Source organism: Dyella silvatica, from assembly GCF_026283955.1.
Taxonomy (GTDB): domain Bacteria; phylum Pseudomonadota; class Gammaproteobacteria; order Xanthomonadales; family Rhodanobacteraceae; genus Dyella_C; species Dyella_C silvatica.
On record NZ_JAPDPE010000016.1, the window covers coordinates 37,597 to 61,076 of the forward strand.

The window sequence follows — 23,480 nt, forward strand, 5'->3', positions numbered from 1 at the left end:
AATCAAGGATGACCATGCCTGACCTCGATACCCTGCAAGCACACGCCGATCCCTCCCTGTTGTTCGAATGCATCAGCGGAAGTCGCGCCTACGGCACATCCACGCCCGAAAGCGACACGGATATCCGCGGTGTGTATGCGGTGCGCCCCGCCGCCTATCTCGGTCTGACCCCACCCGCCGACCAGGTCGCTGACACGCGCAACGACATCGTTTACTACAGCCTGCGCCGGGTCATCGAACTGTTGGCCAGCGCCAATCCCAATATGCTCGAACTGTTGTACATGCCCGATGACTGCGTGCGTTGGCGCAGCCCGGAAATGGACATGCTGATCGCCCGGCGTGAGCAGTTTCTGTCCAGGCAATGCGTGCAAAGCCACCTCGGCTACGCCATCGGGCAGATCAAAAAAGCGCGCGGGCAAAACAAGTGGATCAATCAGCCGCGTCCCGAGCGACCGCCAGCCAAGGAAGACTACTGTCACGTGATTCCGCGCGAGCGCCTCATCCCGATCGAGCAGCCGCCTTGCCGCCCGGTGCCACTGGCGACCCTGGGTTGGGATCTGGGCGAATTTCACGCCGCAAGCCTTGAGCACGCGCGCGATGGCTATCGTCTTTATCGCTATGGCAAGCAGGCACGCGGGGTATTTCGCGACCACATGCTGGTCCTCGAATCCATCCCGGTCGAGGAGGAAACATCTCACTTCGCTGGCTTGCTCTTCTACAACGAGCAGGCCTGGAAGCAGGCGCTCATCGATCACCAGAATTATTGGGCATGGCGGCGCGAGCGCAACGAGGCACGCTGGCGTCAACAGGAAACCGGCGAGCTGGACTATGACGCGAAAAATCTCATGCACACGATGCGCCTGCTGCTTTCCGGCGAGTCCATCCTGCGCCACGGCGCGCCGATCGTGCGCTTCGAAGGTGAGCAGCGCGAATTGTTGCTGGCGATACGCCAAGGCCGTTATAGCTATGAGGAGTTGATGAGCATGGCGCAAACCATTACCGACCGCTGCGCCCAGCAGGAAGCGCAAAGTGCATTGCCGCCAACTATCGATGCATCTGCGGCGAACCGATTGCTGCAAGACATGACTCAACATTGGGAGGCACGCTGCCATGGATGAGGCTATTCAATCCGCCATCGCGGACATCGAGCGTGAGCTAGGCGTGCGGGTGCTGTACGCCGCCGAATCCGGCAGCCGGGCATGGGGCTTTGCCTCTCCGGATAGTGACTATGACGTGCGCTTTATCTACACGCATCCGCGCGACTGGTATCTAAGTGTTTTTGAACAGCGTGATGTAATCGAGCGCATGCTGCCCGGTGACCTGGACGTCAGCGGTTGGGATTTGCGCAAGTCGCTGCGCCTGCTTTCCAAGTGCAATCTGGCCTTTAACGAATGGTTCGATTCACCCATCGTCTATCGCGCCGACGAAACCTTCGCACAGGAAGTCCGCTTGTTGATCGCGGATTTCTTCCAGCCCGCTCGCGCGCTATTTCACTATCTAGGCATGGCCCGCTCGACCTATGCCGACCACCTCGCTGGCGACCAGGTACGGCTGAAGAAACTGTTTTACTTTCTGCGTCCGATCCTGGCCTGTCGCTGGATAGAACACCATGGCACGCAACCGCCAACCGCCTTTGCTCAACTGCTCGCCGCTCCTTGGGTCAGCGATGAGGAACGCACGTGGATTGGCGAGCTGGAAATCCGCAAGGCTGTAGCAAAGGAAAGCGAGTACGAACCGATGCCCGGCATCCTGCGCACATGGATGCTGGAGCAATCCGATTATTTCGAGCGAATCGGCGCGACGCTGGCAAGGCCAGTGCAAGCCGAACACGCCTTGCTGGATGCGACACTGCGTCGTTGGGCGACGGGCTAGGCGGCAGAATCAGTCTGCCGCCCGTGTCGAAATCAATCCCTGCGCTGCAGCCCATTGCTCGATATCGTCGCGGCGAATCGCTGCGGCCATCAGACCGGGAAACGCATCCGGCGTGCAGGCGAACGAGGGCACGCCGATGGCGGCAAGCCGGGCTGCCAGAGCCTTGTCGTACGCTGGACGCCCTTCGTCACTGAGCGCCAGCAAGGTGATGAATTGCACGCCGGCTTCGACCAGTTCGCTGGCGCGGGCGAGCAAACGGTCGGCGACGCCACCTTCGTAGAGATCGGAGATCAGCACGAGGATAGCGTTGTGCGGTTCGCGGATCAGCTCCTGGCTGTAGCTCACCGCCCGATGGATGTCGGTGCCTCCACCAAGCTGCACGCCAAACAGCAGATCAACCGGATCATCCAGCTGCTCACTCATATCGACGACGCTGGTATCGAATACCACCAGCTTGGTCGAGATCGCCGGTAACGATGCAAGCACCGCGCCGAAGATGCTCGAATACACCACCGAAGCGGCCATCGAGCCGCTCTGGTCGATGCATAGAACGACTTCGCGCTGCGGCTTGCGCGCTTTGCGGCCAAAGCCCACGAGCTGTTGCGGGATGATGGTGCGATGACTCGGCTGCCAATGCTTGAGGTTGGCCTTGATGGTGCGATGCCAATCGATTTCCGCATGACGCGGCCGACGACTGCGACGCGCACGGTCCAGCGCGCCACTGACCGCCGAGCGCATCGGCTCTTCCAGCTGGCGCATCAATTCATCCACCACCTTGCGCACCACTGCGCGAGCGGTTTCCTTGGTACCGGCAGGAATCACGCTTGACAACGCGATCAGGTTCGCCACCATATGGACGTCCGGTTGAATGCCTTCGAGCATCTCGCGCTCCAGCAGCAACTGACGCATGTTCAGGCGTTCGAGCGCATCGTGCTGCATGACTTGCACGATCGACGATGGAAAATATTTGCGGATGTCGCCCAGCCAGCGCGCCACATTCGGCGCCGAGCCACCACGACCGCCACGACGCTGCAAGCCATCGCTGCCAAGCACCATGCGCCAGCGCTCGGCTCGAGTGGTGGGGAAGTCACTCGCGATGTCGTGATCTTTGGCGTCGTCACTCATGAGGCAATCCGAACAGTTCGCTCAGGGTGGGCAGGGCGCGGCAAGCGCGCGGTTCATTCCACGTCGATGTGGGTGTCGCGGAGGCCAGCGCGGCGGCGGGCTGTTTGACGCGCAGACCCAGGTCGCGTCGGTCTGCGGCTTCGAACTGGGCGAACGTGCGGCGCAGCAGCGGCACCACGCGGACGAAATGCTCGTGGCTTAGCTCGCTGATCCATCGATCGATCAGACTCCACAGCACGTCGCTATGCAGTAGCACTGTGGCATTGCGGTTGAGAAATCCATCCAGCCATTGCGCGGCCGGCAACGGTTCGCTGCCCATCGACAATTGCAGTTCGATATGACTCGCGGCTTGTACGGCATCGGCCGCACCAGCATCCAGCAACAATCGGCTGGCTAGCCCGCGCAGCAACGGTGCACTGCTCTCCATGCGCGTGATGGTCTGCAACGCGCGCTGCCAGGCCTGAGTCTGCAACTCATCCTGGCGCAACGAGACCGCGTGATCGGCAGCCAGTATCGTGCGGCGAGCCTGCTCCGCCGGTTCGTCATTCAGTTCGCTGACCGCGAGGGCCAGGCCAAGGCTGGCACGCAGCAGCATGCTGTCGAACAGGTGCGCGACCTGGGATACATCGGTCTGACGCACATTGCCATAGCGATACACATTGGCGAGCGCGGGCAGGGCATCCAGCAACGCCAGCGGATCGCCGCTGGTGGCGGCGCGCGCGTCCAGCTCGGCGGCGACGAACACTACCGCATCGGCCAGATCGGCCAACAACACGCGATCGACCAATTGCGCCAATGCCTGCAATGTGGATGCGTGGCGCGCCTGTTCATTAGCGCTGGCATTCGCCGCCATGAGCAAGGTGTGGCCATGGCGACTAGCCACGATGAGCTCGACCTCGAAACTCGGCTCCCATGCCAGGTCCCACACTTCATGGAAGGTGCCGCGACTGCCATGGCCAACCGTCGCCAGTCGCCCCCACGTGATGTTCAACAGGCCAAGCCGGTGCAGCAGCTGGCTGCGTTGCCGATCGACATCGTTGCGCAGATCCAGATCGAGCTTGCGCGATAGCGCTTCGGGTTTCAGGCGCAAACGCTTTTGCAGCGCTTCCAGGTCGCGCTGCAATGGCACGGTAGGTACGGATGAAGGCACCGAACCCATGGCATTGCCAATCATCAGTTCGTCAGCGATCAGTCGCATCGGCAAATCATTGCCATGGCAGATCACGCTTTGCGTTGCTTCGTTGAGCTCATCCAGGCCGGGCGCCACCCGCTGCCGCAGCGCCGCCATCGAATCGGCCAAGCGCGCCGCTTCGATGAGATGCGCCGACGAGCAGTCCAGCCCGTGTTCGCGCAGCAGCCTCGCCACTCGCGCAAACCAGCCGATGACCCGGCTGCCGCTATCGTCATGTCGCCACAGATGCTCATACCAGCCCGGCGCGGTAATGCCTGCGCCATAACCGCTGCGCCGACTGAGGTGACGATACGTCCATGGCACCCAGGTCGTTTGCGATTTCAGTTTCTCCGGCCCCTTCAACAATGCCTTGTCGGCGGTTGCGGTACCGGGATCGGCCAGCGCCGGCACATGCCAGGCCCCGCAAACCACCGCGATGCGCTGATGGCCGGCCTTGCGTGCTTCGCGCAGCGCCAGGCGCATATGTGCTTCGCGTACGGCTTCGCGCGCTTCATAGCCACGCAACCGCTGTGGTGCATTGGCACGCAGTTCGGTCATCGCCTCGGCGATCGCCTCAAACAGTCCCTCGCCATCGCCGCGCTCTTCCACCATATGGTTCCACCAACTTTCGCCGTCCGCATAACCCGCTGCAGTGGCGAGCCAGTCCAGTGGATCGGCGGGAGCGTGGTCGTCGGCGTCAGCATTTGCCTGATCGGATACAGGATCGGATGGCGGCGGATCGCTGACGCCCGACTCCGCCACCAGCGCCGCGCGCTTGTCCTGCTGTTGCCAGGCCAGCGTTATCGCCGGCGGCACATCGATGAATTGCACCGGTATGCCAGCGCCCAACCCCCATTGCATCGCCTGCCATTCGGGCGAGAACACGGCATACGGATGAAATACCGCCAGTTGCGGATCATCGGCGCTATGGCTGAGCAAGGCGATGGGCGGCTGCAATCCGGGGTCCGCCAGATGCGTCAGCAATGCTTCGCAGCCGGCAGGCCCTTCGATCAACAGGCAATCCGGTTGCAGGCTTTCCAGGGCGCGGCGCAATGTGCGCGCGCAACCCGGGCCGTGATGACGGATACCAAACAGAGTGACGGTGTCGGCCATCGGCTGGCTTACAGCTGTTCGCGGAAGGCGCGGTAAAGGTCCTTCCACTCCGCGCGTTCCTTCACCACGGTTTCCAGGTATTCGGTCCATACCGCCTGATCTTGCACCGGGTCTTTGACCACGGCGCCGATCATGCCTGCGGCCATGTCCGCCGGGCGCAGCTGGCCATCGCCGAAGTGCCCCGCCAAGGCCATGCCGTTGTTGATCACGGAGATCACCTCTGCGGTGGACAAGGTGGAGCTGGGCGATTTCAGCTTGGCTTTGCCGTCGGCGGTCTGCCCATTTCGCAGCTCACGGAAGATCTGCACGATGCGCTGGATTTCTTTCAGTGCGGGCGGCTCGGCAGGAAGCTCCAGGGCGCGCCCCAGTTCGGCCACGCGCTTGGTCACGATGGCGATTTCCTCTTCTTCGCTGGCCGGCACCGGCAAGATCACCGTATTGAAGCGACGCTTCAACGCGCTGGATAGTTCGTTGACGCCTTTGTCGCGATTGTTGGCCGTGGCGATCAGGCTGAACCCCCGCGTGGCCTGCACTTCGGAACCGAGCTCGGGAATCGGCAGAGTTTTTTCCGACAGCACGGTAATCAGTGCGTCCTGGACATCCGCCGGAATGCGCGTCAGTTCTTCGATGCGGGCGATCTTGCCGCGCTTCATTGCCTGCACCAGCGGGCTGGGTACCAAGGCCGCTTCGCTGGGTCCGTGCGCCAGCAGTTGCGCGTAGTTCCAGCCGTAGCGAATCTGTTCTTCGCTGGTGCCTGCCGTGCCTTGTACCAGTAGCGTGGAATCGCCGCTGATCGCCGCCGACAAGTGCTCGGATACCCAGGATTTCGCCGTGCCGGGGACACCGAACAACAGCAGTGCGCGATCGGTGGCCAAGGTGGCCACGGCGATTTCCATCAGGCGCGGGTTGCCGATGTACTTGGGGCTAATTTCGAACCCGTTATCCAGCCGCCCACCCATCAGATAGTTGATGACGGCCCAGGGCGATAACAGCCAGTTCGCGGGACGCTGGCGCGTGTCCACCTTTTGCAGTTGTTCCAGTTCTTCGGCGAACTGATGCTCGGCGTGTTGGCGCAGGACGGTAGTGCTCATCGAAGCTCCGTAAACGGTCGGTCGGGGAGGGCATACAGGGTGAGGCGAGCGGCCACGATGCGCTCGAACTCGTGGAGGCATTCGGTCATCGCGGCGGTCAGGTCGTCGCGACGAAGCAGGGGTTGCCATTGATGCAGACTGTCGGGATGAAGCAAGCCGGCCAGTTCCAGCAATGGTGCACGTAGATGAATGCCATATCGAAGCTGATCACTTTCGAAACTCGCGCGCAGGCTGGGCAACAGTGCGACGGAGTACTCCAGCGTCAGCGTCTCGCCAGAGGCGAACGCGCCAACGATGGCGTTCAAAGCGCCGCTGCTTTGCAGTTGATCCAACGAACGCGGCCAGTACCGCTCGCGTTGCGCCACCGGCAATAGCGCGAGTAGTTCCGACTTCCGTTCGGTGAATTCGGCTACATCTGAGCTAAGCATCGCTTCGATCCACACGGGATCGCTCGCTCCCACCCGCTGGCGCCAACCTCGATAAAGCGCCAAGGACCAGTCGGTTTTACCCGCCCAACCGATCAATGCCGTCGGTGACATGCCGGTGTGCGCGACCCACCACGACAACGGCACCTGTCGCACCAATTGATAAAGCCACCATGCGCGCTCGCCGAGCACATCGTGCTGCGGTCGGACAGCTTCGACCATTGCCCCGGCCCACGCGGGATCGACCGCCTGCGGCGCGTCGCATTGCCACGTACGTTGCAGCAGTCCGCGCTTGCTCGTCACCAGCTGTGCCAGCCAGGCACTCAAATGTCGGGCATGCGCGGATTCGGGCAACCGCGCCAGCAGCATCGCCGCGCTTTGTCGTACCTCGTTGCTGCGATCCTTGAGCAAAGGCTCCAGCACGACCGTGTCGAGCGGCTGCAAGCCGATGGCGAAGGCAGACACGAACTCGCCGCGCTCCTTTGCCCGCCATTCACTCATTTGAGCCAGAAACAAATCGCGCGCTTGCTGCGGGTCGCTGCCACGCAGCTGGCGGAAGTACGCCAGGCGCTGCTCGATGCTGCCTTCTTGCCAGATGCGGTCACCGTCATCGACGCCAGGTTCAAGCGATGACGCGTGCGTGGCGGCGTACTGCCAATCGGTACGCTGTCGCGCAAGCCAATGACCGCGCGCACCTAGCACTGGCAGCAATGCAGGGCGCAGTGCGGTGTTGCGCAGTCCACGTTCCAGCGCGGACGGCAACACCGACCAAGGCAAATGGTGTTCGTGATATGCCAGACGCAGGCATGCTTCGTATTGCAGGCGCGGTGAACCGTCAGCAAAGATCTGGTTGCACAGGCTGCGCCAGGGATGATCTTGCGCGAGTCGCTGCGGATCCTCCGGTGCGGCCTGCCATGCTTCATTCGGCGCCGCTTCCAACGTGACCGCCGCGAGTCGGCATGCAGCCAAGGCACCCACCTTTCGACTGAAATCCAGCGCAGCATCGGCGGTGGTCAACGCCGGTTGCTCCAGCCATGCACCGATGGCGCCATCGGCCATGCCGGGCACGGCTTGATCGACACCGATCAGCGCCTGTTTCAACCAACTCGTCATGCGCTGGCCTCCCAGATGCCGTCGCGTGCATCTTCGGCACACGAACGCGCCGACAAGGCATAAAGATGTTGCCCATCCCATTCACCCATGACGTGCACGGGGTGACCTCCGCTGAAGGCAAGCAGCGACCAGCCGGCTTCTTCACTCAGGCGCAGGGGGAAAACATGCTCCTGGGTCTGCAGCTGCCAACGCTGTTGATGCCATCGGGGTATCGCATCGCTCAACAGCATGGGCACGCAGGGCAGCCACGGATTTGCCGCGAAGCGAAGCGAGGCCGACTCGATCGACTCGGCTGCCCGCCCTTGTGGCCACGGCATCTTCCCGCCGGCAACCGCTTCGCTGGCTTGCGCCCGCAGCGGCACACTGCCGGGATAAAAGCTCAGCCGTGCCTGATAAGTGACGCCGGTAAACCACGCGCTTTCCCAGCGTTTGCCCTGATAGGCGTAATCGAGCAGCAGGGCATCGCGACCGCTATCGCGGCCGCGTAGCCAGACGCGGCGTTCGCTGAGTCGTTCGTCCTCGCTCGATGTGATTTGTCCCAGCACCAGCCACGCATCGTCGATGGAATCGCCCAGCGCGATGACTTCCTCGCGATCCGGCGACCAGCCGAGCACGGCCCGCAAATCGGTCAGTCGGGCAGGCGACAGCTGGGCGCGGCGACTCACCGCCTCATTGACCAGTTGCAGCAGGCCGAACTGCGCGATGACTTCTTCGTGCCGCTCCGACCCTGCCTTCATGGCCGCGAGCGCCTGTTCCAACGGTCGCGCCAGACCCGGCGCCTGCGCGTCGATCATGCGCGCAGCCATCGCACGCCATTCTTGGCGCTGCCCCTGGCCAAAGCGCGCCAAGCCACGGCGAAACTGATCGGCGATCCAGCGCTGCAATTCAGTCGTGCCTGCCACGATTCGCTTCCAGCGCGCGGCTTCGCGCTTTTGCGCCGCGGCGGCCGCGGCTTCGGGATCGACGGGGACTTTGTCGGCGGCGGCCTGTTCTTTCTTGACCGCCTTGTCGCGGCGCGAAGCCAGCCATTCGCTGACCCAGATGGGCATGGCGGCATCGACTACCCGCGCATGCCCCTGTGCATAAAGCAGCAGCAGGGCGAGTCCGTGCTTGCAGGGAAATTTACGGCTGGGACAACTGCAGCGCGAGACCAGGGTGCCGAGTTCCACCTGGGTCTGATACGGCTTGCTGCCACTGCCTTTGCACTCGCCCCACACCGCGTCGGCATGCATGCCCAGAGTCGGCCAGCTGGCATCCGACAGCAGCCCCAGGGCGGCTTTTGCCGAAGCGCTATCGGGCGCCAGCGCCAGCACTTGATCTCGCGTCAACACAGCTGCCATGCGTGTATACGTGCTCCCTGCCGTTAGTTACCGCTGCAGTGGCCGAGCATAAACCAACTGCATGACACTCGGCACGATGCCCGGCCCGCCAGCTAGCGGCGAATGACCTCGAAGCGGGCGCGGCAGCCGCGATCGACCCAGATGCCACGACGATTCCAGCCCCAGCTGCGCCCTTCGACACAATCGCTTACCGATTCTTGCCGACGCAAGCGCACGTCGTCGTAGCGGCCGATATCGATGGAGCATTGACGATAGGCATTGGACTGGCTGTCACATGAGATCTCTTGCGAGCGATCCCAGTCGTGATCCGGGCGGCCGGGGCGGTCGTGCCCGGGTTCGTAAGGTGCGGCGGCACACGCTGTCAGCAAGAGGCAGACCCCGAGCGGTACGAGTGAACGGAACATCGATGATTTCCTTGTGAGGTGAGCAGGCACCACACACCGCGTTTGGCGGTATGACGCGTCGGGCGACCAAAGAGTTATCAAGGGGGAGTGTCGCCAACGATGGTCGCAAGCCATCCACTTCATTGCTCGATATTCCATGAGCGGACAGCATGCGCAAACGATGTGTGCAGAGCGATTCCAGTGTCTGCAAAAGGGCTTAAGAACACCTTAAACCGCGCGTCCGCGAACTGTGCTTGAGCGGTTATTTGCCGATACAGAACGAGCTGAAGATCGCGCCGAGCAGATCATCGCTGCTGTAGTTGCCGGTGATTTCGCCGAGTGCGTGCTGGGCCTGGCGCAGCTCTTCGGCGGCAAGCTCGCCGGCACGCGACGTGTCGAGCACATGAGCCGTATGTTCGAGATGGGCAGCCACTTGCTGCAAGGCGAGTACATGGCGGCGGCGCGCGCTGAACGCACCTTCGCCACTGCCGGCGCCTGCCAGCTGCTTGAGATGTTCGCGCAACGCATCGAGGCCGGCGCCGGTTTTCGCCGAAGCCCATAGCCAGGTGGCGTTGTCGCGTCGTTCTTGATGGGCAACGGTGTGGTGTTCACCCGCGTGATCGATGTCGATCTTGTTGACCAGCACCAGGCGTTCGACGCCGGCAGGCAGTTCGGCCAACAGGCTGAGATCGTCGTTGGCGTTTTGTGCGTCGGTCACCAGCAACGCGACATCCGCCCGTGCGAGTTCACCATGTGCACGGCGCACGCCTTCGCGTTCCACTGGGTCGCTGGTATCGCGCAGGCCTGCGGTATCGGCCAGTTCGAGCGCAATTCCATCGAGACTCAATTGCTCGCGCAACACGTCGCGGGTGGTGCCGGCAATGTCGGTGACGATGGCGCGTTCGTTGCCGGCCAGGGTATTGAGCAGGCTGGACTTGCCTGCGTTCGGGCGCCCGATGATCGCCACGCGCAAGCCGTCATTGAGACGAAGACCGCGCTGCGCTTCGTGCCATAGCTCGGCGAGTTCCGCCCGCAGGGCTTCGAGTTGGCGGACGATGGCGGGATCGGCGAGAAAGTCGATTTCTTCTTCGGGAAAATCAATCGCCGCTTCGATATGCACGCGCAAGGCGATCAAGGCTTGCAACAAGGTTTCGACCTTGCGCGAAAAAACTCCTTCCATCGAACGCAGTGCAGCGCGTGCACCAGCTTGCGAGCGCGCGGCGATCAGGTCGGCCACCGCCTCAGCCTGGGCCAGATCGAGTTTTCCATTGAGAAACGCCCGCTCGGTGAATTCACCGGGCCGCGCCAGCCGTGCACCGAGCTGGCAGACCCGTCGCAGCAACGCATCCAGCAGCACCGCGCTGCCGTGGCCTTGCAACTCCAGCACATGTTCGCCGGTATACGAGGCGGGGGCAGGGAAGTACAACAACAGGCCGCGGTCGATCAGCGTGTCGTCGTCGTCGCGAAATGCCGCGAAGTGGGCGAATCGCGGTCGAGGGGCGCGACCGAGCAAGGTTTGCGCAATCGCCGGTACCGCCGGACCCGACACACGCAACACACCCACGCCGGCGGCGCCCGGCGCACTGGCGATTGCGGTGATGGTGTCGGTGTTTGCGCTCATGCTGTCCGGGGAATGGGGAACGGAAAGATTATTGCTGAGCCGAGCAAAGAAAAGGCCGCATCAGCGGCCTTTTCGATCAAGCGGTTTTGGCTTTCAGATCGGCTCGATCGACCGAGCGAGTGATGTACCACTGCTGCGCCAGGCTGGTCGCACCGTTGACCACCCAGTACAGCACCAAGCCGGCAGGGAAGAAGAAGAACATTACGCCGAACATGATCGGCATTACCTTCATCATCTTCGCTTGCGCCGGGTCCATGCCCGGGGCGGGCGGGGTCAGCCATTGCGTGGCCAGCATCACCAGCACATACAGCACCGGCAAGACGAACATCGGATCGGGCGCGGACAAGTCATGCAGCCAGCCGAAGAACGGTGCATGGCGCAACTCGACGCTTTCCATCAGCACGCGATACAGACCGAAGAACACCGGCATGGTCACCAGGATCGGCAGGCAGCCCGACATCGGGTTGACCTTCTCTTTCTTGTACAGCTCCATCATGGCCTGCTGCATCTTCATCTTGTCGTCGCCGTAACGCTCTTTAAGCGCGGTGACGCGAGGCTGCAGTTTGCGCATCTTGGCGCCGGAGCGGAACTGCGTGGCGGTGAGCTTCCACAGCGCGGCCTTGAGCAGCAGCACCAGCAGAATGATCGCCACCCCCCAGTTGCCGCTGATCGCATGCAACTTGGACAGCAGCCAATGCAGAGGCTGTGCCACCACGGTCAGCCAACCGTAATTGGTCGACAACTCAAGACCCGGTGCCACCAGATCCAGCGTGCCTTGCAGTTTCGGGCCGATGTACAAGCGTGAACTGCTGCTGGCGCTTTGGCCTGCGGCCACGCTGATCGAGGGGCCCAGCGTGCGGATCAAATAGATCGGCTGCGCTGTATCGGGATTGATTTCGCTGGTGGTGTAAGTGGTCGCATCCTGCGCCGACGGAATCCAGGCGACGAAGAAGTAATGCTGCAGCATCGCCGCCCAGCCACCAGTGATCGGCCGGTTCAGCGGTTTCTTCTGGAAATCGGTGAAGGGCAGCGATTCGAACTTGTCCTGCGGGCTGTACCAGGCGGCGCCAAAGAAACTATGCGAGGCCGGGTCACTGAAGTTCTGCCACCAGCTCTTGGTACCTGCCGGCGCTACACGCTGCATCTGCTCGTAGGCATTGCCGGTCCAGGTGGCGCTAGCACCATTGTCGATGCGCTGAGCAAGATCGATGACATAACTGCCGCGCTTAAGCGTAAAGGTCTTGATGACCTTGAGCCCGCTGGCGTCCTGCCAGGTGAGGTCCACTTTCAGTTCGTTCTGGCCGTCAACCAGCTGGTAGCTGCTCTGCGCGCTCTGGAAAATCGACAGATGCGTAGGCGCACTCGGCGTATTGGCGGCTTGCACGGTGGTCAGACCGCTTTGCGCCACGAAGTAGTGCACGCGCTCATCGTCGAGCAAGCGCACCGGCGCCGGATCGGGCTGTTTCTTGGTGCGCGGCTCCGACGGGTAGCTGAGCAACTCGGAGCGCACCACGCTACCGCCGCGGGTATCCACGGTCAGGCGCAACACGTCGGTACTGATGGTGATCAGCTGTGCGGTGGCGCTGGCGGTGTCCGTCGTGGGGGCAACGCCGGCCGCAGGCACGACCGCCGCCGCACCTGCGGTAGCGCCGGGCACGCTGCCATCGGCAGTCGGCACAGCCGCGGCGCTACTGGCTGCGGCTACGGAGCTTGGCGCGGGATGCGGGGCGTAATCCTTCTCCCAGGCCATGAATAGCAGGTAGGCCACGGCCAGCAGGGCGAAGATAAGAAACGTGCGCGTTTGATTCATCGCAAAGCAGATCCGGTGTAAGACGCTGCGACACCGGGCCGCGGCGAGACGGTTAGAAATAGGTCAGCGAGCGATTGTGCCGGTCGCTTCTGTTGGCTTCAACGGCTTGAGCTTGGCCCACAGGGCGTCGAGCTCTGCAAGCAATTGATTGCCAGACATGGCAACCACTTGTTCTCGGGCCAACACCATAAGATCAACCGCGGGTAATTCATGCTGGATGCGACGAAACGACTCGCGCACCAGTCGCTTGATTCGATTGCGCTCCACCGCCAGCTTGGACACTCGCTTGGAGATGGCCAGGCCCAGCCTGGCATGGCCAAGCTCGTTGTTACGATAGCGCACAGAAAAACAGCGGCCGCCGAAGCGACCGCTGGCATGACTTAAAGCAGCAAAATCACCAGCGCGGCGGAGCCGCGCTTCGCGCGGCAGACCGGCGGCACGCATCAGCAGCGTGCCGTTTACGGGATCAGGCGCTTACGACCCTTGGCGCGACGCGCCTTCAGGATCTTGCGACCATAGGCGGTAGCCATGCGGGCACGAAAGCCGTGGGTGCGGGCGCGTTTGAGCTTGCTGGGCTGGAAGGTCCGCTTCGACATGGCTTCCTCCTGTAGGTATGTGGATAAAAAGGTTGGAGATTATGCGAGGCAATCGGCAGCGCTGTCAAATCCACGGTATTTACCGCCTGAAACAACCTGTGGATAATTTTGTGGATATCCCATGCCGATCCGCCATCTGCCTGCGCTAGACTAGCCGGTCACCCTGCGCGCAAGCGCCCTTTCTAGTGGTTGAGTTTATTCATGAGTGACTTATGGCGGCGCTGTCTGGAGCGTCTTGAGGGCGAATTGAGCGCCGAGGATCTGCACACCTGGCTGATGCCTCTGCAGGCCCGCGACGACATGCACGGCTTACAGCTGTTTGCGCCCAATCCATACACTCTGGACACCGTGCGAGAGCGTTACTTGCCTCGTATCGAAGCGATGTTGGAGCAATTGACCGGTCACGTGCTGACGGTACGGCTGGAGGTCGGTTCGAGCGCGCCACGCCAGGTCGCCAAGCCACCGGCGTCCATGCCGCGGCCGGCCACCGTGGCCGAACCGCCGGCGCCGCCCGCGGCGCCCACGTTCAATCACAACCTGGACCCGCATTACACCTTCGAAACCTTTGTCGAGGGTAAGTCCAATCAGCTCGGCAAGGCAGCCGCCATGCAGGTGGCGACCAATCCTGGCCGTGCTTACAACCCCTTGTTGCTGTACGGCGGCACCGGTCTGGGCAAGACCCATTTGATGCACGCTGCGGGCAATCTCATGCGTGAGCGCAACCCCGGCTGCAAGGTGATGTACCTGCGTTCGGAGCAGTTCGTCGGCTCGATGATCGAGGCCTTGCGCGCCAAAAGCATGGACGAGTTCAAGCGGCGCTTCCGCTCGGTCGACGCGTTGTTGATCGACGACATCCAGTTCTTTGCCGGCAAAGACACCACGCAGGAAGAGTTTTTCCATACGTTCAATGCGTTGTTCGAGTCCAAGCAGCAAATCATCCTGACCTGCGACCGCTACCCGAAAGAGGTCGACAAGCTCGAGCCGCGGCTGAAATCGCGCCTGGGTTGGGGCCTGAGCGTGGCGATCGAGCCGCCTGATTTCGAGACGCGTGCGGCGATCTTACTGTCCAAAGCCCACGACAAAGGCGTGGATGTGAGCGAAAGCGTGGCGATGCTGCTGGCCAAGCGCATTCGCTCGAACGTGCGAGATCTGGAAGGCGCGTTGAACACGCTGGCGGCGCGCGCCAACTTCTACGGCAAGCCGATCACCACCGAGTTTGCCGAGGAAACCTTACGCGACCTGCTGGCGACGCATGCGCAGGCGGTGACCGTGCCGAACATCCAGAAGACCGTGGCCGATTACTACCAGGTACGCCTGCAGGACCTGCTCTCGAAGCGGCGAGTGCGCTCCCTGGCACGCCCGCGGCAGATGGCCATGTCGCTGTCCAAAGAACTGACCGAGCACAGCCTGCCGGAAATCGGCGACGCGTTCGGTGGCCGTGACCACACCACGGTGCTGCATGCCTGCCGCACGATCCGCAAATTGTGCGAAACCGACACGCGTATGCGTCAGGACTGGGAACAGCTGATCCGCATCCTCACCGGCTAGGTCTAGGGCGCTAGGGATCGGCGGAAAGACTGTGTGACGATGCGAACTGTATAAGCGCTTGATAACTGGGTGCGCTAGCTGTGGATAATAGGTGGATGAAATGACCCCTTTGAGTTATCCACAAGTGATGCACATTCACCGGGCAACTTTGAGCACAACGCGATTTTCACACAAGCATTTGATTTAAAAGTAGTTTCAAGCGAAAAAAAGTTATCCACGGACAACAACAACCACTACTAAACTTCTTTTAAAAAACAGAACAGCAGTTTAGGGGAAGCGCAAACATGCAATTCAGCATCCAACGAGAAGCTCTACTCAAGCCTTTGCAACAGGTCGTTGGCGTCGTCGAACGCCGTCAAACATTGCCTGTGCTCGCTAATCTCCTAGTCCGTGTTGCCGAAGGGAAGCTTTCGCTGACTGGTACGGATCTCGAAGTCGAAATGGTCGCGACCACCGACGCCGAGAAGTTAGTCGATGGCGAAATCACCATTCCTGCGCGGAAGCTGTTCGATATCGTGCGTGCGCTGCCGGATGGCGCGCGGATCGAATTGAAGCTCAACGGCGATCGTGTTGCCCTGAACGCAGGGCGTAGTCGCTTTACCCTGGCAACCTTGCCTGCGACTGAGTTTCCGACCATTGATGAAATCGAACTGGTGGAGCAGGTCGCGCTTCCGGAGGAGGTTTTGCGTGATCTGATGGAACGTACGTCGTTCGCCATGGCCAACCAGGACGTGCGCTATTACTTGAACGGCATGTTGCTCGATTTGCAGGAACATACCCTGCGTTGCGTCGCTACCGACGGCCATCGTTTGGCGTTGAAAGAAACCCAGCTGGAGAGCTCGGTGAAATCGCGTCGGCAAATCATCATCCCGCGCAAAGGCGTGAACGAGTTGGTCGGCTTGTTCGAAACCGGCGATGGCATTGTCGAACTTCAGTTTGGCCGCAATCATCTGCGTGTTCGCCGCGGTGAGGTCACGTTCACTTCCAAGCTGATCGATGGCCGTTTTCCGGACTACGAGGCAGTGATTCCGCTCGGTGCCGACAAAACGGCGACGCTTGATCGCGAAGTACTGCGGGGCGCCTTGCAGCGTGCGGCGATTCTCTCGAACGAGAAGTATCGTGGCGTGAAGCTGGAGCTTTCGCCTGGGAAACTGCGCATCGTTGCGCATAACCCTGAGCAGGAGGAGGCGGTTGAAGAGCTGGAAGCCGATACCGTGGTTTCTGACTTGGCGGTAGGCTTCAACGTCGGTTATTTGCTGGATGCTTTGTCGGCTTTGCGCAGCGAGAAAGCCCGATTAAGCCTTCGTGACGCCCAGTCCAGCTGCCTGGTGCAGGAGGACGACAATGATCAGGCTCGTCACGTCATCATGCCGTTGCGGCTCTAAAGCGGTAGGTGGTGATTGCCGCCTTACGGTGGATCTTTGATATGCAACGCCGGAGTTGTCGTTAGACACTCCGGCGTTCTTGCTTGTGGGCGTTAACCGATGAAGTTTGAGACGCTGCGCGTTCAGGGGCTTCGTTGCTTAGGCGATGTTCGCGTTTCACTGGACGCAGGGATCAATGTGTTTGTCGGAGCTAATGGCGCTGGCAAAACTAGCGTGTTGGAGGCCGCCTTTCTGCTTTCACATGCGCGTTCATTTCGAAGCGGTGCCAAAGAGGCTTTATTGCAACGAAATGCAGCGTCGCTGTCGGTATTCGCCGAGTTACGCCATGCCGATGACCGGCTTAGCCGGCTGGGGCTGGGCAAGGAGGGCAGCCGCTGGGACGCCCGAGTAGATAGCGAGAAAGTTCCGGTCGGCAGACTGGTGCGTGAATGCGCCGTTGTCTGTTTTGAACCCGGGTCACATGCTTTGATCGCTGGTGCGGCAGATGAGCGACGGCGCTACCTCGATTGGGGGGTGTTTCACGTGGAACATGCCTTTCTTGGGGCATGGCGTCGCTATCAGCGCGCCTTGAAACAGCGAAATAGCTTGCTTCGAAGCGGGGATTCGATCCCAGAAGCGCTGTTTCTGCCCTGGGAGGCCGAGTTGGCCCAGTCCGGCGAGGAAATTGATCAACAGCGGCAGGACTACCTGAGCCTGCTTCGGCCCAAGCTGATCGGCGCGGTGGCTGGTTTGCTCCCTGAACTCGGTGCGGTCGAATTGCGATATCGCCGAGGGTGGTCGGACGACGTGACCCTGGCGGAGCAATTGCGGATGCAGCGGGGCAGGGATCTCGCTCGCGGGCACACGACCCACGGAGTTCACCGGGCGGATTGGTCAATTGCCTTCGAACACGCCCCTTTACGTGAGCATCTGTCGCGTGGCCAGGAGAAACTGACCGCGTTGGCCTGCCTGATGGCGCAGGCGCTTCTCTACGCCGAGCTGCGCGGCGAGTGGCCAGTCATGTGTCTGGATGACCTGGCCTCGGAACTCGATCTCCCTCATCAGCAAGCCGTGGTCGGTCAGCTTCGATCTGCGGGGGCCCAGGTGTTGCTGACGGGAACCGAACTTCCGCTGGCGCTGCAGGGGCCTGGAGCACGTGTGTTCCACGTGGAACAGGGCAGGCTGGTACCCCTGCTATAATCGCCGATTGTCCCCTTGCTCGGCCTCTACGGCGCCGTGTCGAGCGGGGTCGCTGGCGCCAAGATACGGGCAGGGCATGAACAACGCATCCTACGATTCGAGCAACATCAAAGTACTTAAAGGCCTGGAAGCGGTGCGTAAGCGCCCCGGCATGTATATCGGCGATACCGATGACGGCACGGGTCTGCATCACATGGTGTTCGAAGTCGTCGATAACGCCATCGACGAAGCCCTGGCAGGGTACTGCGACCACGTCATCGTCACGATGCATGACGATGGCTCGATCAGCGTCATCGATAACGGCCGTGGCATTCCGGTGGATATCCACCCGGAAGAGGGGCGGTCCGCCGCCGAAGTGGTGATGACCGTCCTGCACGCCGGCGGTAAGTTCGACGCCGATTCGTACAAGGTCTCCGGTGGTCTGCATGGCGTCGGCGTCTCGGTGGTGAACGCGCTTAGCGAGCGTCTATGGCTGACGATTTACAGCAACGGCCAGGAGCACGCCCAGGAATACGCTCACGGTGAGCCGCTATACCCGCTAAAAGTGCTCGGCGCCACGAATAAGCGCGGCACCATGGTGCGGTTCTTGCCCAGCCCGCAGACGTTTACCCATATCGAATTTCATTACGAGATTCTGGCCAAGCGCCTGCGCGAGCTGGCCTTCCTCAACTCAGGCGTCACCATCGAGCTGAAGGACGAGCGCACCGGCGAGCTGCGGCAGGACACGTTTGCCTACGAGGGCGGTATTCGCTCGTTCGTACAGCATCTGGCTCAGCTCAAGACCGCCCTGCACCCGAACGTCATCAGCCTTAGCGCCACCCAGCAAGACGGCATCAGCGTCGAGTTGGCGATGCAGTGGACCGACTCCTACCAGGAGACGATGTTCTGCTTCACCAACAATATTCCGCAGCGTGATGGTGGCACCCATCTCACCGGTTTTCGGGCAGCGTTGACCCGCTCCTTGCAGAGCTACATCGAAAAAGAAGGGCTGGCCAAGAACGCCAAGGTTTCGCTATCGGGCGACGACATGCGCGAAGGCCTGATTGCCGTCCTTTCGGTCAAGGTGCCGGATCCGAAGTTCTCCTCGCAGACCAAGGACAAGCTGGTCTCCAGCGAGGTCAAGACCGCGGTGGAGCAGGCAGTCAACGAAAAGCTTGGCGAGTTCCTGCTCGAGCACCCCAGCGAAGCCAAGGCGATTGCGTCCAAGGTCGTCGATGCGGCCCGTGCCCGTGAAGCGGCGCGCAAGGCACGCGAGATGACCCGCCGCAAAGGCGCGCTGGATATTGCCGGCCTGCCGGGCAAGCTGGCCGACTGCCAAGAGAAAGATCCGGCTTTGTGCGAACTATTCCTGGTCGAGGGTGACTCCGCAGGTGGTTCGGCCAAGCAGGGCCGCAACCGTAAGACCCAGGCGGTGCTGCCGTTGAAGGGTAAAATCCTCAACGTCGAGAAGGCACGTTTCGACAAGATGCTGGCGTCTGCTGAAGTCGGCACGCTGATCACCGCGCTCGGTACCGGTATCGGCAAAGAGGAATACAACCCGGACAAACTCCGCTACCACCGCATCGTCATCATGACCGACGCGGACGTGGACGGTTCGCATATCCGCACCCTGCTGCTGACCTTCTTCTACCGCCAAATGCCCGAGTTGATTCAGCGCGGCCATGTCTACATCGGCTTGCCGCCTTTGTACAAAGTGAAGCAGGGCAAGCAAGAGTTGTACTTGAAAGACGACGCTGCGTTGAATGCATATCTGATCTCCAGCGCGGTCGACAACGCGGAGTTGCAGTACAACCCGCAGGCGCCCGGAATTGCCGGCGAGGCGCTCGAAAAACTGTTGCGTGACTATCAATCCGCGCTGGATCAGATCGCTCGCCTCGGTCATCGTTTCGATACCAATGTGCTCACCGCCTTGTTGGAACACAGCCCGATCGAACCGGCTTTGTGGAGCGATGCGACGGCCATGCAGACCTGGCTGGATGTCGCGGCCAAACGCCTCGCGGCGAGCGGGTTGGGCAAACCGCGTTACCGTTTGGCCTTGCGTCCGGCCGTGGACGAGCAGCCGGCGGCTATCGAGGTCGTACGCGACCAGCATGGCTTGAGCCACACCTGGATCCTGCCGCAGCCATTTTTCAGCGGGGCCGAGTTCCGGCCGATTCTGCACGCCAGCCAGCAGCTGGCCGGCTTGATCCAGCCCGATGCCGTGGTGCGCCGTGGCAACGCATCCCGTGGTGTGCTCAGCTTTGACGAAGTTCGCAACTGGCTATTGGACGAAGCGAAGAAAGGCCGCAGCATTCAGCGCTTTAAGGGCCTGGGTGAAATGAATCCTGAGCAGCTGTGGGAAACCACGGTCAACCCGGATACGCGACGCATGCTGCAAGTGGGGGTCGAAGATGCCTTTGCCGCCGATCAGATGTTCTCGATGCTGATGGGCGAAGCGGTGGAGCCGCGCCGCGACTTCATCGAAGCCAATGCTTTGAAGGTCGCCAACCTCGACGTCTGAGTCAATCGCCGGTATCGCCCAGCAGTGATGCTGGGCGATACCGGCGCACGAAGATCGGAGTAATACTCGTGTATTAATGCGCTATTACACTGGCGCATTACCTCAAAGCGCTTCACGCAAACGAACGAATTCAAGTTTAGGTAGGGGACGGCCGACACGGACTGTAGGCGCCTGGAGCGGCATCATCGGGCGCAAGTCAGTGCGATGGCATGGGGCAACGTGACCAATGGCAGGAGAAATTTGCGTTGGATACGACTGCGTATCTCGCAAGCCATTGATTCTGCGTGGTCTTTCTTGCGGCGCTGCGACTTGTTATCTGCTGCCTGCTCAGGTTACGCTCAGCGATCCCCTGCACAGTTTGTGCGTGAACCCTTACACGAGGACTGCCATGAAGCACGTTCCCCTCATCAAGCTACTGACCGGCGCAGCGCTTGCGCTAGTTCTGATGAGCAGCCCGGTAATCGCACGCGACAGCAATGCTTCCAAAGAGAAAAAGGAAGTGCTGTACCCGAATACGACGCGCGCCGAGCCCAAGCTTGATCTGACCAGCGAGAAAGACCAGAAGGCCATCAACGAGGGCCTGGACGCGGTCAACGCTCAAGACAAGGCCAAGGCCGAGCAAGTGCTGCAGCCGATCATCGACAGCAGCAAGAGCAAGTACGCGCAGGCGCTGGCACTGCAGGGCATGGCCAACCTTCATTACAACGACGGTGACGTCAAAGGCGCGATCGATCTGCTCAAGCGCTCGATCGACAATGGCGTGCTGCCGAACGACACCTATTTCCAGCTCGAGTACATGCTGGCCCAGTTCTACCTGGCCAATGAGCAGTACCAGCCGGCGCTCGACACGATCGCCAAGTGGCGCGCCGAAGGCAAGAAAGAAACCGCCGAGTCGTATGCGCTGGAAGGCAACGCCAATTACCGCCTTGAGAAGTATCCCGCCGCGATCGCTGCGATCAAGAAAGCGCAGTCGATGAGCGACAAGCCGAATGACAGCTGGAACCAGATCCTGATGGCCAGCTACGCTGAATCGGGTCAGACCGACCAGGCCGCCCAGCTGGCGCAGCAACAGCTGGCCGCCAACCCGAACGATACCAATACGCTCAATAACGCGGTCGCCGTGCTGATGCAGGCACAGAAGTATCCTGAAGCGATCCAGCTGATGGAGAAATCCAAAGCAGCCGGCGGATTCAAGACCGAAAAAGATTACGTCAACCTGGCCAAGCTCTACCTGGTCACCGGCCAGGAAAGCTCCGATCCAAAGCCGAATGCGCTGAAGGCCGTGGCGACCCTGGAAGACGGCGTGGCCAAGGGCGCTGTGCCCCCCAGTTATGACAACTACAAACTGCTCGGTGACGCCGCCTATGTCGCTGATAGCCCCGCCAAGGCCATCGACGCCTATCGCAAGGCCATGCCGCTGGGTAAGGATGGCGAAGCCGCGATCCGTGCTGGACAGCTGCTGCTGAGCGAAAGCAAGTTCACCGAGGCAAAAAGCATGATCCAGCAAGGCATCGATAAAGGCGTGCAGCACAAGGGCACGGCTTATATGTTGCTGGCCGAAGCCGAGCGTGGTTTGAAAAACAAGCCGGGGGCGATCGCAGCGATGCAAAAAGCTGCGCAAGAACCCGAATCAGCCGACAAAGCGAAGGCATGGCTGAAGCAGGCAGGAGCCAGCAAATAAGACACGGCCGAAGATAGTCCCGTGAGGCGGATAGACGTCCATCTCGAAAGCTTCACGGGATCTATACAAACGCCATGTGCTGTTGTACCGTTGAATCCATTCCGTGCTCGTGTCCAGTGGCAAATGTCATCCTCTTTGGATCTTTTGCCGCTAGATGCTGTGACCACGTCATTCCGATTGATTAGCTCCAGATAGTGACAGATGGCCTCAAGTAACGAATCAAGCGGCCAAGGGCCGTTCAATTGGAGGCGTACCTGGGCGCTGGCAGTTGCCATAGCGATCCATGCGTTCGCGTTCCTGCTGCTGGTGGCGCCTATGGCACCGCCGAAACAGGCGCAGAAGGAAAAAGAGCGCACCGTCCAGGTGAACTTCATCGAGCCGCCGCCGCCGCCGCCGCCACCACCGCCGCCGCCGCCGGAGCCTCCGAAGCAGCCACCGCCGAAGATCATCCAGCAGCTGAAGCCGCCGCCGACACCACCGCCACCGGCTCCGCCGCCGGCAGTGACGGAAGCGACCAGCAATCCGATTCCAGCACCGCCACCGGCACCGCCAGCACCACCGGCGCCGCCGGCTGACATCACTGCCAGTTCGGATCTCAGCTATAACAACCGGATCCAGCCCAAGTATCCGCCGCAGGCTATTCGTCAGCGTCACGAAGGCACGGTTACGCTGATGATCTTGGTCGGTGTTGACGGTGCACCGAAGGACATCAAGGTCGAAACGTCCAGCGGTTACCGTGAGCTGGATCAGGCCGCGATCGAAACGGCACGCAAGTGGCGCTTCAATCCGACCATCAGAAACGGGCAAAAGGTTGAAGGCTACGCTCGCGTTCCGATCAACTTCAATCTAAATCAGCTGTAATTCCAGTTACAGTCACAGTTCACGCTTGACTTCCAAGGGTAGCGTTATGTTCCAACAGACTCCTTCACCGACCCCGGCCGCGGGCGGTACCTCCAACGCCGAAGCCATGAAGTCGATGGGCTTCGACCACCTCATCCACAACTTTGACTTCCTCGGTTGGATCGTCTTCGTTGTGCTGGTGGTGATGTCGTTCGCCTCCTGGTACTTCATCATTGCCAACGCGATTCGTAACTCCATGGTTCGTGGTCGCGCTGACAAAGTCATCAGCGGCTTCTGGAACAACGGTTCCACCCAGGACGCTATTCGCGACCTGGAAGCCCAGCCAAAGGGTGAACCATTCTCCAAGATCGCTCTTGATGCCGCCTCTGCCGTGGCCCATCACCAGCAGGCTTCCACCGGTGCAGGCCGTCTGGCTGAATCGCTGAGCCGTTCGGAATTCATCGACCGCGCCCTGCGCCAGGCCGTAGCTCGCGAGAGCCTGCGTCTGGAAGGCGGCCTGACCTTGCTTGCTACGGTCGGTTCGTCGGCACCGTTCATCGGTCTGCTTGGTACCGTGTGGGGCATCTACCACGCGCTGATCAAGATCTCGGCGACCGGTAACGCATCGATGGAAGCGGTAGCTGGCCCCGTGGGTGAGGCGTTGATCATGACCGCATTCGGTCTGTT

At 61.1% G+C, this 23,480-nt stretch carries 19 protein-coding genes; 9 read left to right on the forward strand and 10 right to left on the reverse strand.

Going from position 1 to position 23,480, the window contains the following annotated elements; translation table 11 throughout:
• The first annotated feature begins 14 nt into the window (after positions 1–14).
• Together OUZ52_RS05320 and OUZ52_RS05325 are read left to right on the forward strand one after the other, a co-directional pair.
• Complete coding sequence (locus OUZ52_RS05320) at positions 15–1,118, forward strand: nucleotidyltransferase domain-containing protein (RefSeq protein ID WP_266157288.1); 1,104 nt, start codon at positions 15–17, stop codon at positions 1,116–1,118.
• On the forward strand, positions 1,111–1,872 hold the full coding sequence (locus OUZ52_RS05325) for a nucleotidyltransferase domain-containing protein (RefSeq protein ID WP_266157289.1): 762 nt from the start codon (positions 1,111–1,113) through the stop codon (positions 1,870–1,872). The genes OUZ52_RS05320 and OUZ52_RS05325 overlap by 8 nt, the downstream gene beginning before the upstream one ends.
• A 9-nt stretch (positions 1,873–1,881) precedes the next feature.
• Here the strand turns inward: OUZ52_RS05325 and OUZ52_RS05330 are convergent, their stop codons facing one another.
• The 10 genes from OUZ52_RS05330 to rpmH form a co-directional block, all read right to left on the reverse strand.
• Entirely contained in the window at positions 1,882–2,997 is a 1,116-nt protein-coding gene (locus OUZ52_RS05330; protein ID WP_266157291.1) for a VWA domain-containing protein, read from the reverse strand.
• Positions 2,990–5,281 carry a DUF5682 family protein gene (locus tag OUZ52_RS05335; RefSeq protein WP_266157292.1) on the reverse strand — a complete coding sequence of 764 codons (2,292 nt, stop codon included), beginning with the start codon at positions 5,279–5,281 and terminating at the stop codon, positions 2,990–2,992. The genes OUZ52_RS05330 and OUZ52_RS05335 overlap by 8 nt, the downstream gene beginning before the upstream one ends.
• 8 nt (positions 5,282–5,289) lie before the next feature.
• Positions 5,290–6,372 (reverse strand): ATP-binding protein, encoded by a 1,083-nt coding sequence (locus tag OUZ52_RS05340; RefSeq protein ID WP_266157294.1) that lies wholly within the window; start codon positions 6,370–6,372, stop codon positions 5,290–5,292.
• Positions 6,369–7,910, reverse strand: coding sequence for a DUF5691 domain-containing protein (locus OUZ52_RS05345; protein WP_266157295.1), 1,542 nt, complete (start codon positions 7,908–7,910; stop codon positions 6,369–6,371). The genes OUZ52_RS05340 and OUZ52_RS05345 overlap by 4 nt, the downstream gene beginning before the upstream one ends.
• Complete coding sequence (locus tag OUZ52_RS05350) at positions 7,907–9,250, reverse strand: SWIM zinc finger family protein (RefSeq protein ID WP_266157296.1); 1,344 nt, start codon at positions 9,248–9,250, stop codon at positions 7,907–7,909. Before OUZ52_RS05350 ends, OUZ52_RS05345 begins: the two co-directional genes overlap by 4 nt.
• Positions 9,251–9,342: 92 nt before the next feature.
• The gene (locus tag OUZ52_RS05355; protein WP_323135317.1) at positions 9,343–9,792 is read right to left on the reverse strand and encodes a DUF3011 domain-containing protein; all 450 of its coding nucleotides are present in this window, start codon (positions 9,790–9,792) and stop codon (positions 9,343–9,345) included.
• A 103-nt stretch (positions 9,793–9,895) separates the two neighbouring features.
• On the reverse strand, positions 9,896–11,254 hold the full coding sequence (gene mnmE / locus OUZ52_RS05360) for a tRNA uridine-5-carboxymethylaminomethyl(34) synthesis GTPase MnmE (protein ID WP_266157298.1): 1,359 nt from the start codon (positions 11,252–11,254) through the stop codon (positions 9,896–9,898).
• Between the two features lie 76 nt (positions 11,255–11,330).
• The gene (yidC, locus tag OUZ52_RS05365; protein ID WP_266157300.1) at positions 11,331–13,064 is read right to left on the reverse strand and encodes a membrane protein insertase YidC; all 1,734 of its coding nucleotides are present in this window, start codon (positions 13,062–13,064) and stop codon (positions 11,331–11,333) included.
• A 63-nt stretch (positions 13,065–13,127) separates the two neighbouring features.
• On the reverse strand, positions 13,128–13,508 hold the full coding sequence (gene rnpA, locus OUZ52_RS05370; protein ID WP_266157302.1) for a ribonuclease P protein component: 381 nt from the start codon (positions 13,506–13,508) through the stop codon (positions 13,128–13,130).
• Between the two features lie 14 nt (positions 13,509–13,522).
• Positions 13,523–13,660, reverse strand: a complete 138-nt coding sequence (gene rpmH / locus OUZ52_RS05375) for a 50S ribosomal protein L34 (RefSeq protein ID WP_266157303.1) — start codon at positions 13,658–13,660, stop codon at positions 13,523–13,525.
• A gap of 201 nt (positions 13,661–13,861) precedes the next feature.
• On the opposite strand from rpmH, the gene dnaA reads away from it, so the two are divergent.
• The 7 genes from dnaA to OUZ52_RS05410 all read left to right on the forward strand — a co-directional run.
• Positions 13,862–15,208, forward strand: coding sequence for a chromosomal replication initiator protein DnaA (gene dnaA, locus OUZ52_RS05380; RefSeq protein ID WP_266157305.1), 1,347 nt, complete (start codon positions 13,862–13,864; stop codon positions 15,206–15,208).
• 284 nt (positions 15,209–15,492) lie between these two features.
• Entirely contained in the window at positions 15,493–16,593 is a 1,101-nt protein-coding gene (gene dnaN, locus OUZ52_RS05385) for a DNA polymerase III subunit beta (protein WP_266157307.1), read from the forward strand.
• 99 nt (positions 16,594–16,692) lie between these two features.
• Entirely contained in the window at positions 16,693–17,772 is a 1,080-nt protein-coding gene (gene recF / locus OUZ52_RS05390) for a DNA replication/repair protein RecF (protein ID WP_266157308.1), read from the forward strand.
• 76 nt (positions 17,773–17,848) lie between these two features.
• On the forward strand, positions 17,849–20,272 hold the full coding sequence (gene gyrB, locus OUZ52_RS05395; protein ID WP_266157309.1) for a DNA topoisomerase (ATP-hydrolyzing) subunit B: 2,424 nt from the start codon (positions 17,849–17,851) through the stop codon (positions 20,270–20,272).
• A gap of 388 nt (positions 20,273–20,660) precedes the next feature.
• Complete coding sequence (locus OUZ52_RS05400) at positions 20,661–21,953, forward strand: tetratricopeptide repeat protein (protein ID WP_266157311.1); 1,293 nt, start codon at positions 20,661–20,663, stop codon at positions 21,951–21,953.
• Positions 21,954–22,268: 315 nt separating this feature from the next.
• Entirely contained in the window at positions 22,269–22,814 is a 546-nt protein-coding gene (locus OUZ52_RS05405; protein ID WP_425493796.1) for an energy transducer TonB, read from the forward strand.
• A gap of 46 nt (positions 22,815–22,860) precedes the next feature.
• Positions 22,861–23,480 (forward strand): MotA/TolQ/ExbB proton channel family protein (locus OUZ52_RS05410; RefSeq protein WP_266157313.1); only part of this gene is annotated, 620 nt, incomplete at its 3' end.

Coding starts and splice junctions, on each gene's coding strand:
- OUZ52_RS05320 (WP_266157288.1), top strand. CDS start 15: ATGCCTGACCTCGATACCCTGCAAGCACACGCCGATCCCTCCCTGTTG.
- OUZ52_RS05325 (WP_266157289.1), top strand. CDS start 1,111: ATGGATGAGGCTATTCAATCCGCCATCGCGGACATCGAGCGTGAGCTA.
- OUZ52_RS05330 (WP_266157291.1), bottom strand. CDS start 2,997: ATGAGTGACGACGCCAAAGATCACGACATCGCGAGTGACTTCCCCACC.
- OUZ52_RS05335 (WP_266157292.1), bottom strand. CDS start 5,281: ATGGCCGACACCGTCACTCTGTTTGGTATCCGTCATCACGGCCCGGGT.
- OUZ52_RS05340 (WP_266157294.1), bottom strand. CDS start 6,372: ATGAGCACTACCGTCCTGCGCCAACACGCCGAGCATCAGTTCGCCGAA.
- OUZ52_RS05345 (WP_266157295.1), bottom strand. CDS start 7,910: ATGACGAGTTGGTTGAAACAGGCGCTGATCGGTGTCGATCAAGCCGTG.
- OUZ52_RS05350 (WP_266157296.1), bottom strand. CDS start 9,250: ATGGCAGCTGTGTTGACGCGAGATCAAGTGCTGGCGCTGGCGCCCGAT.
- OUZ52_RS05355 (WP_323135317.1), bottom strand. CDS start 9,792: ATGGAATATCGAGCAATGAAGTGGATGGCTTGCGACCATCGTTGGCGA.
- mnmE (WP_266157298.1), bottom strand. CDS start 11,254: ATGAGCGCAAACACCGACACCATCACCGCAATCGCCAGTGCGCCGGGC.
- yidC (WP_266157300.1), bottom strand. CDS start 13,064: ATGAATCAAACGCGCACGTTTCTTATCTTCGCCCTGCTGGCCGTGGCC.
- rnpA (WP_266157302.1), bottom strand. CDS start 13,508: ATGCGTGCCGCCGGTCTGCCGCGCGAAGCGCGGCTCCGCCGCGCTGGT.
- rpmH (WP_266157303.1), bottom strand. CDS start 13,660: ATGTCGAAGCGGACCTTCCAGCCCAGCAAGCTCAAACGCGCCCGCACC.
- dnaA (WP_266157305.1), top strand. CDS start 13,862: ATGAGTGACTTATGGCGGCGCTGTCTGGAGCGTCTTGAGGGCGAATTG.
- dnaN (WP_266157307.1), top strand. CDS start 15,493: ATGCAATTCAGCATCCAACGAGAAGCTCTACTCAAGCCTTTGCAACAG.
- recF (WP_266157308.1), top strand. CDS start 16,693: ATGAAGTTTGAGACGCTGCGCGTTCAGGGGCTTCGTTGCTTAGGCGAT.
- gyrB (WP_266157309.1), top strand. CDS start 17,849: ATGAACAACGCATCCTACGATTCGAGCAACATCAAAGTACTTAAAGGC.
- OUZ52_RS05400 (WP_266157311.1), top strand. CDS start 20,661: ATGAAGCACGTTCCCCTCATCAAGCTACTGACCGGCGCAGCGCTTGCG.
- OUZ52_RS05405 (WP_425493796.1), top strand. CDS start 22,269: ATGGCACCGCCGAAACAGGCGCAGAAGGAAAAAGAGCGCACCGTCCAG.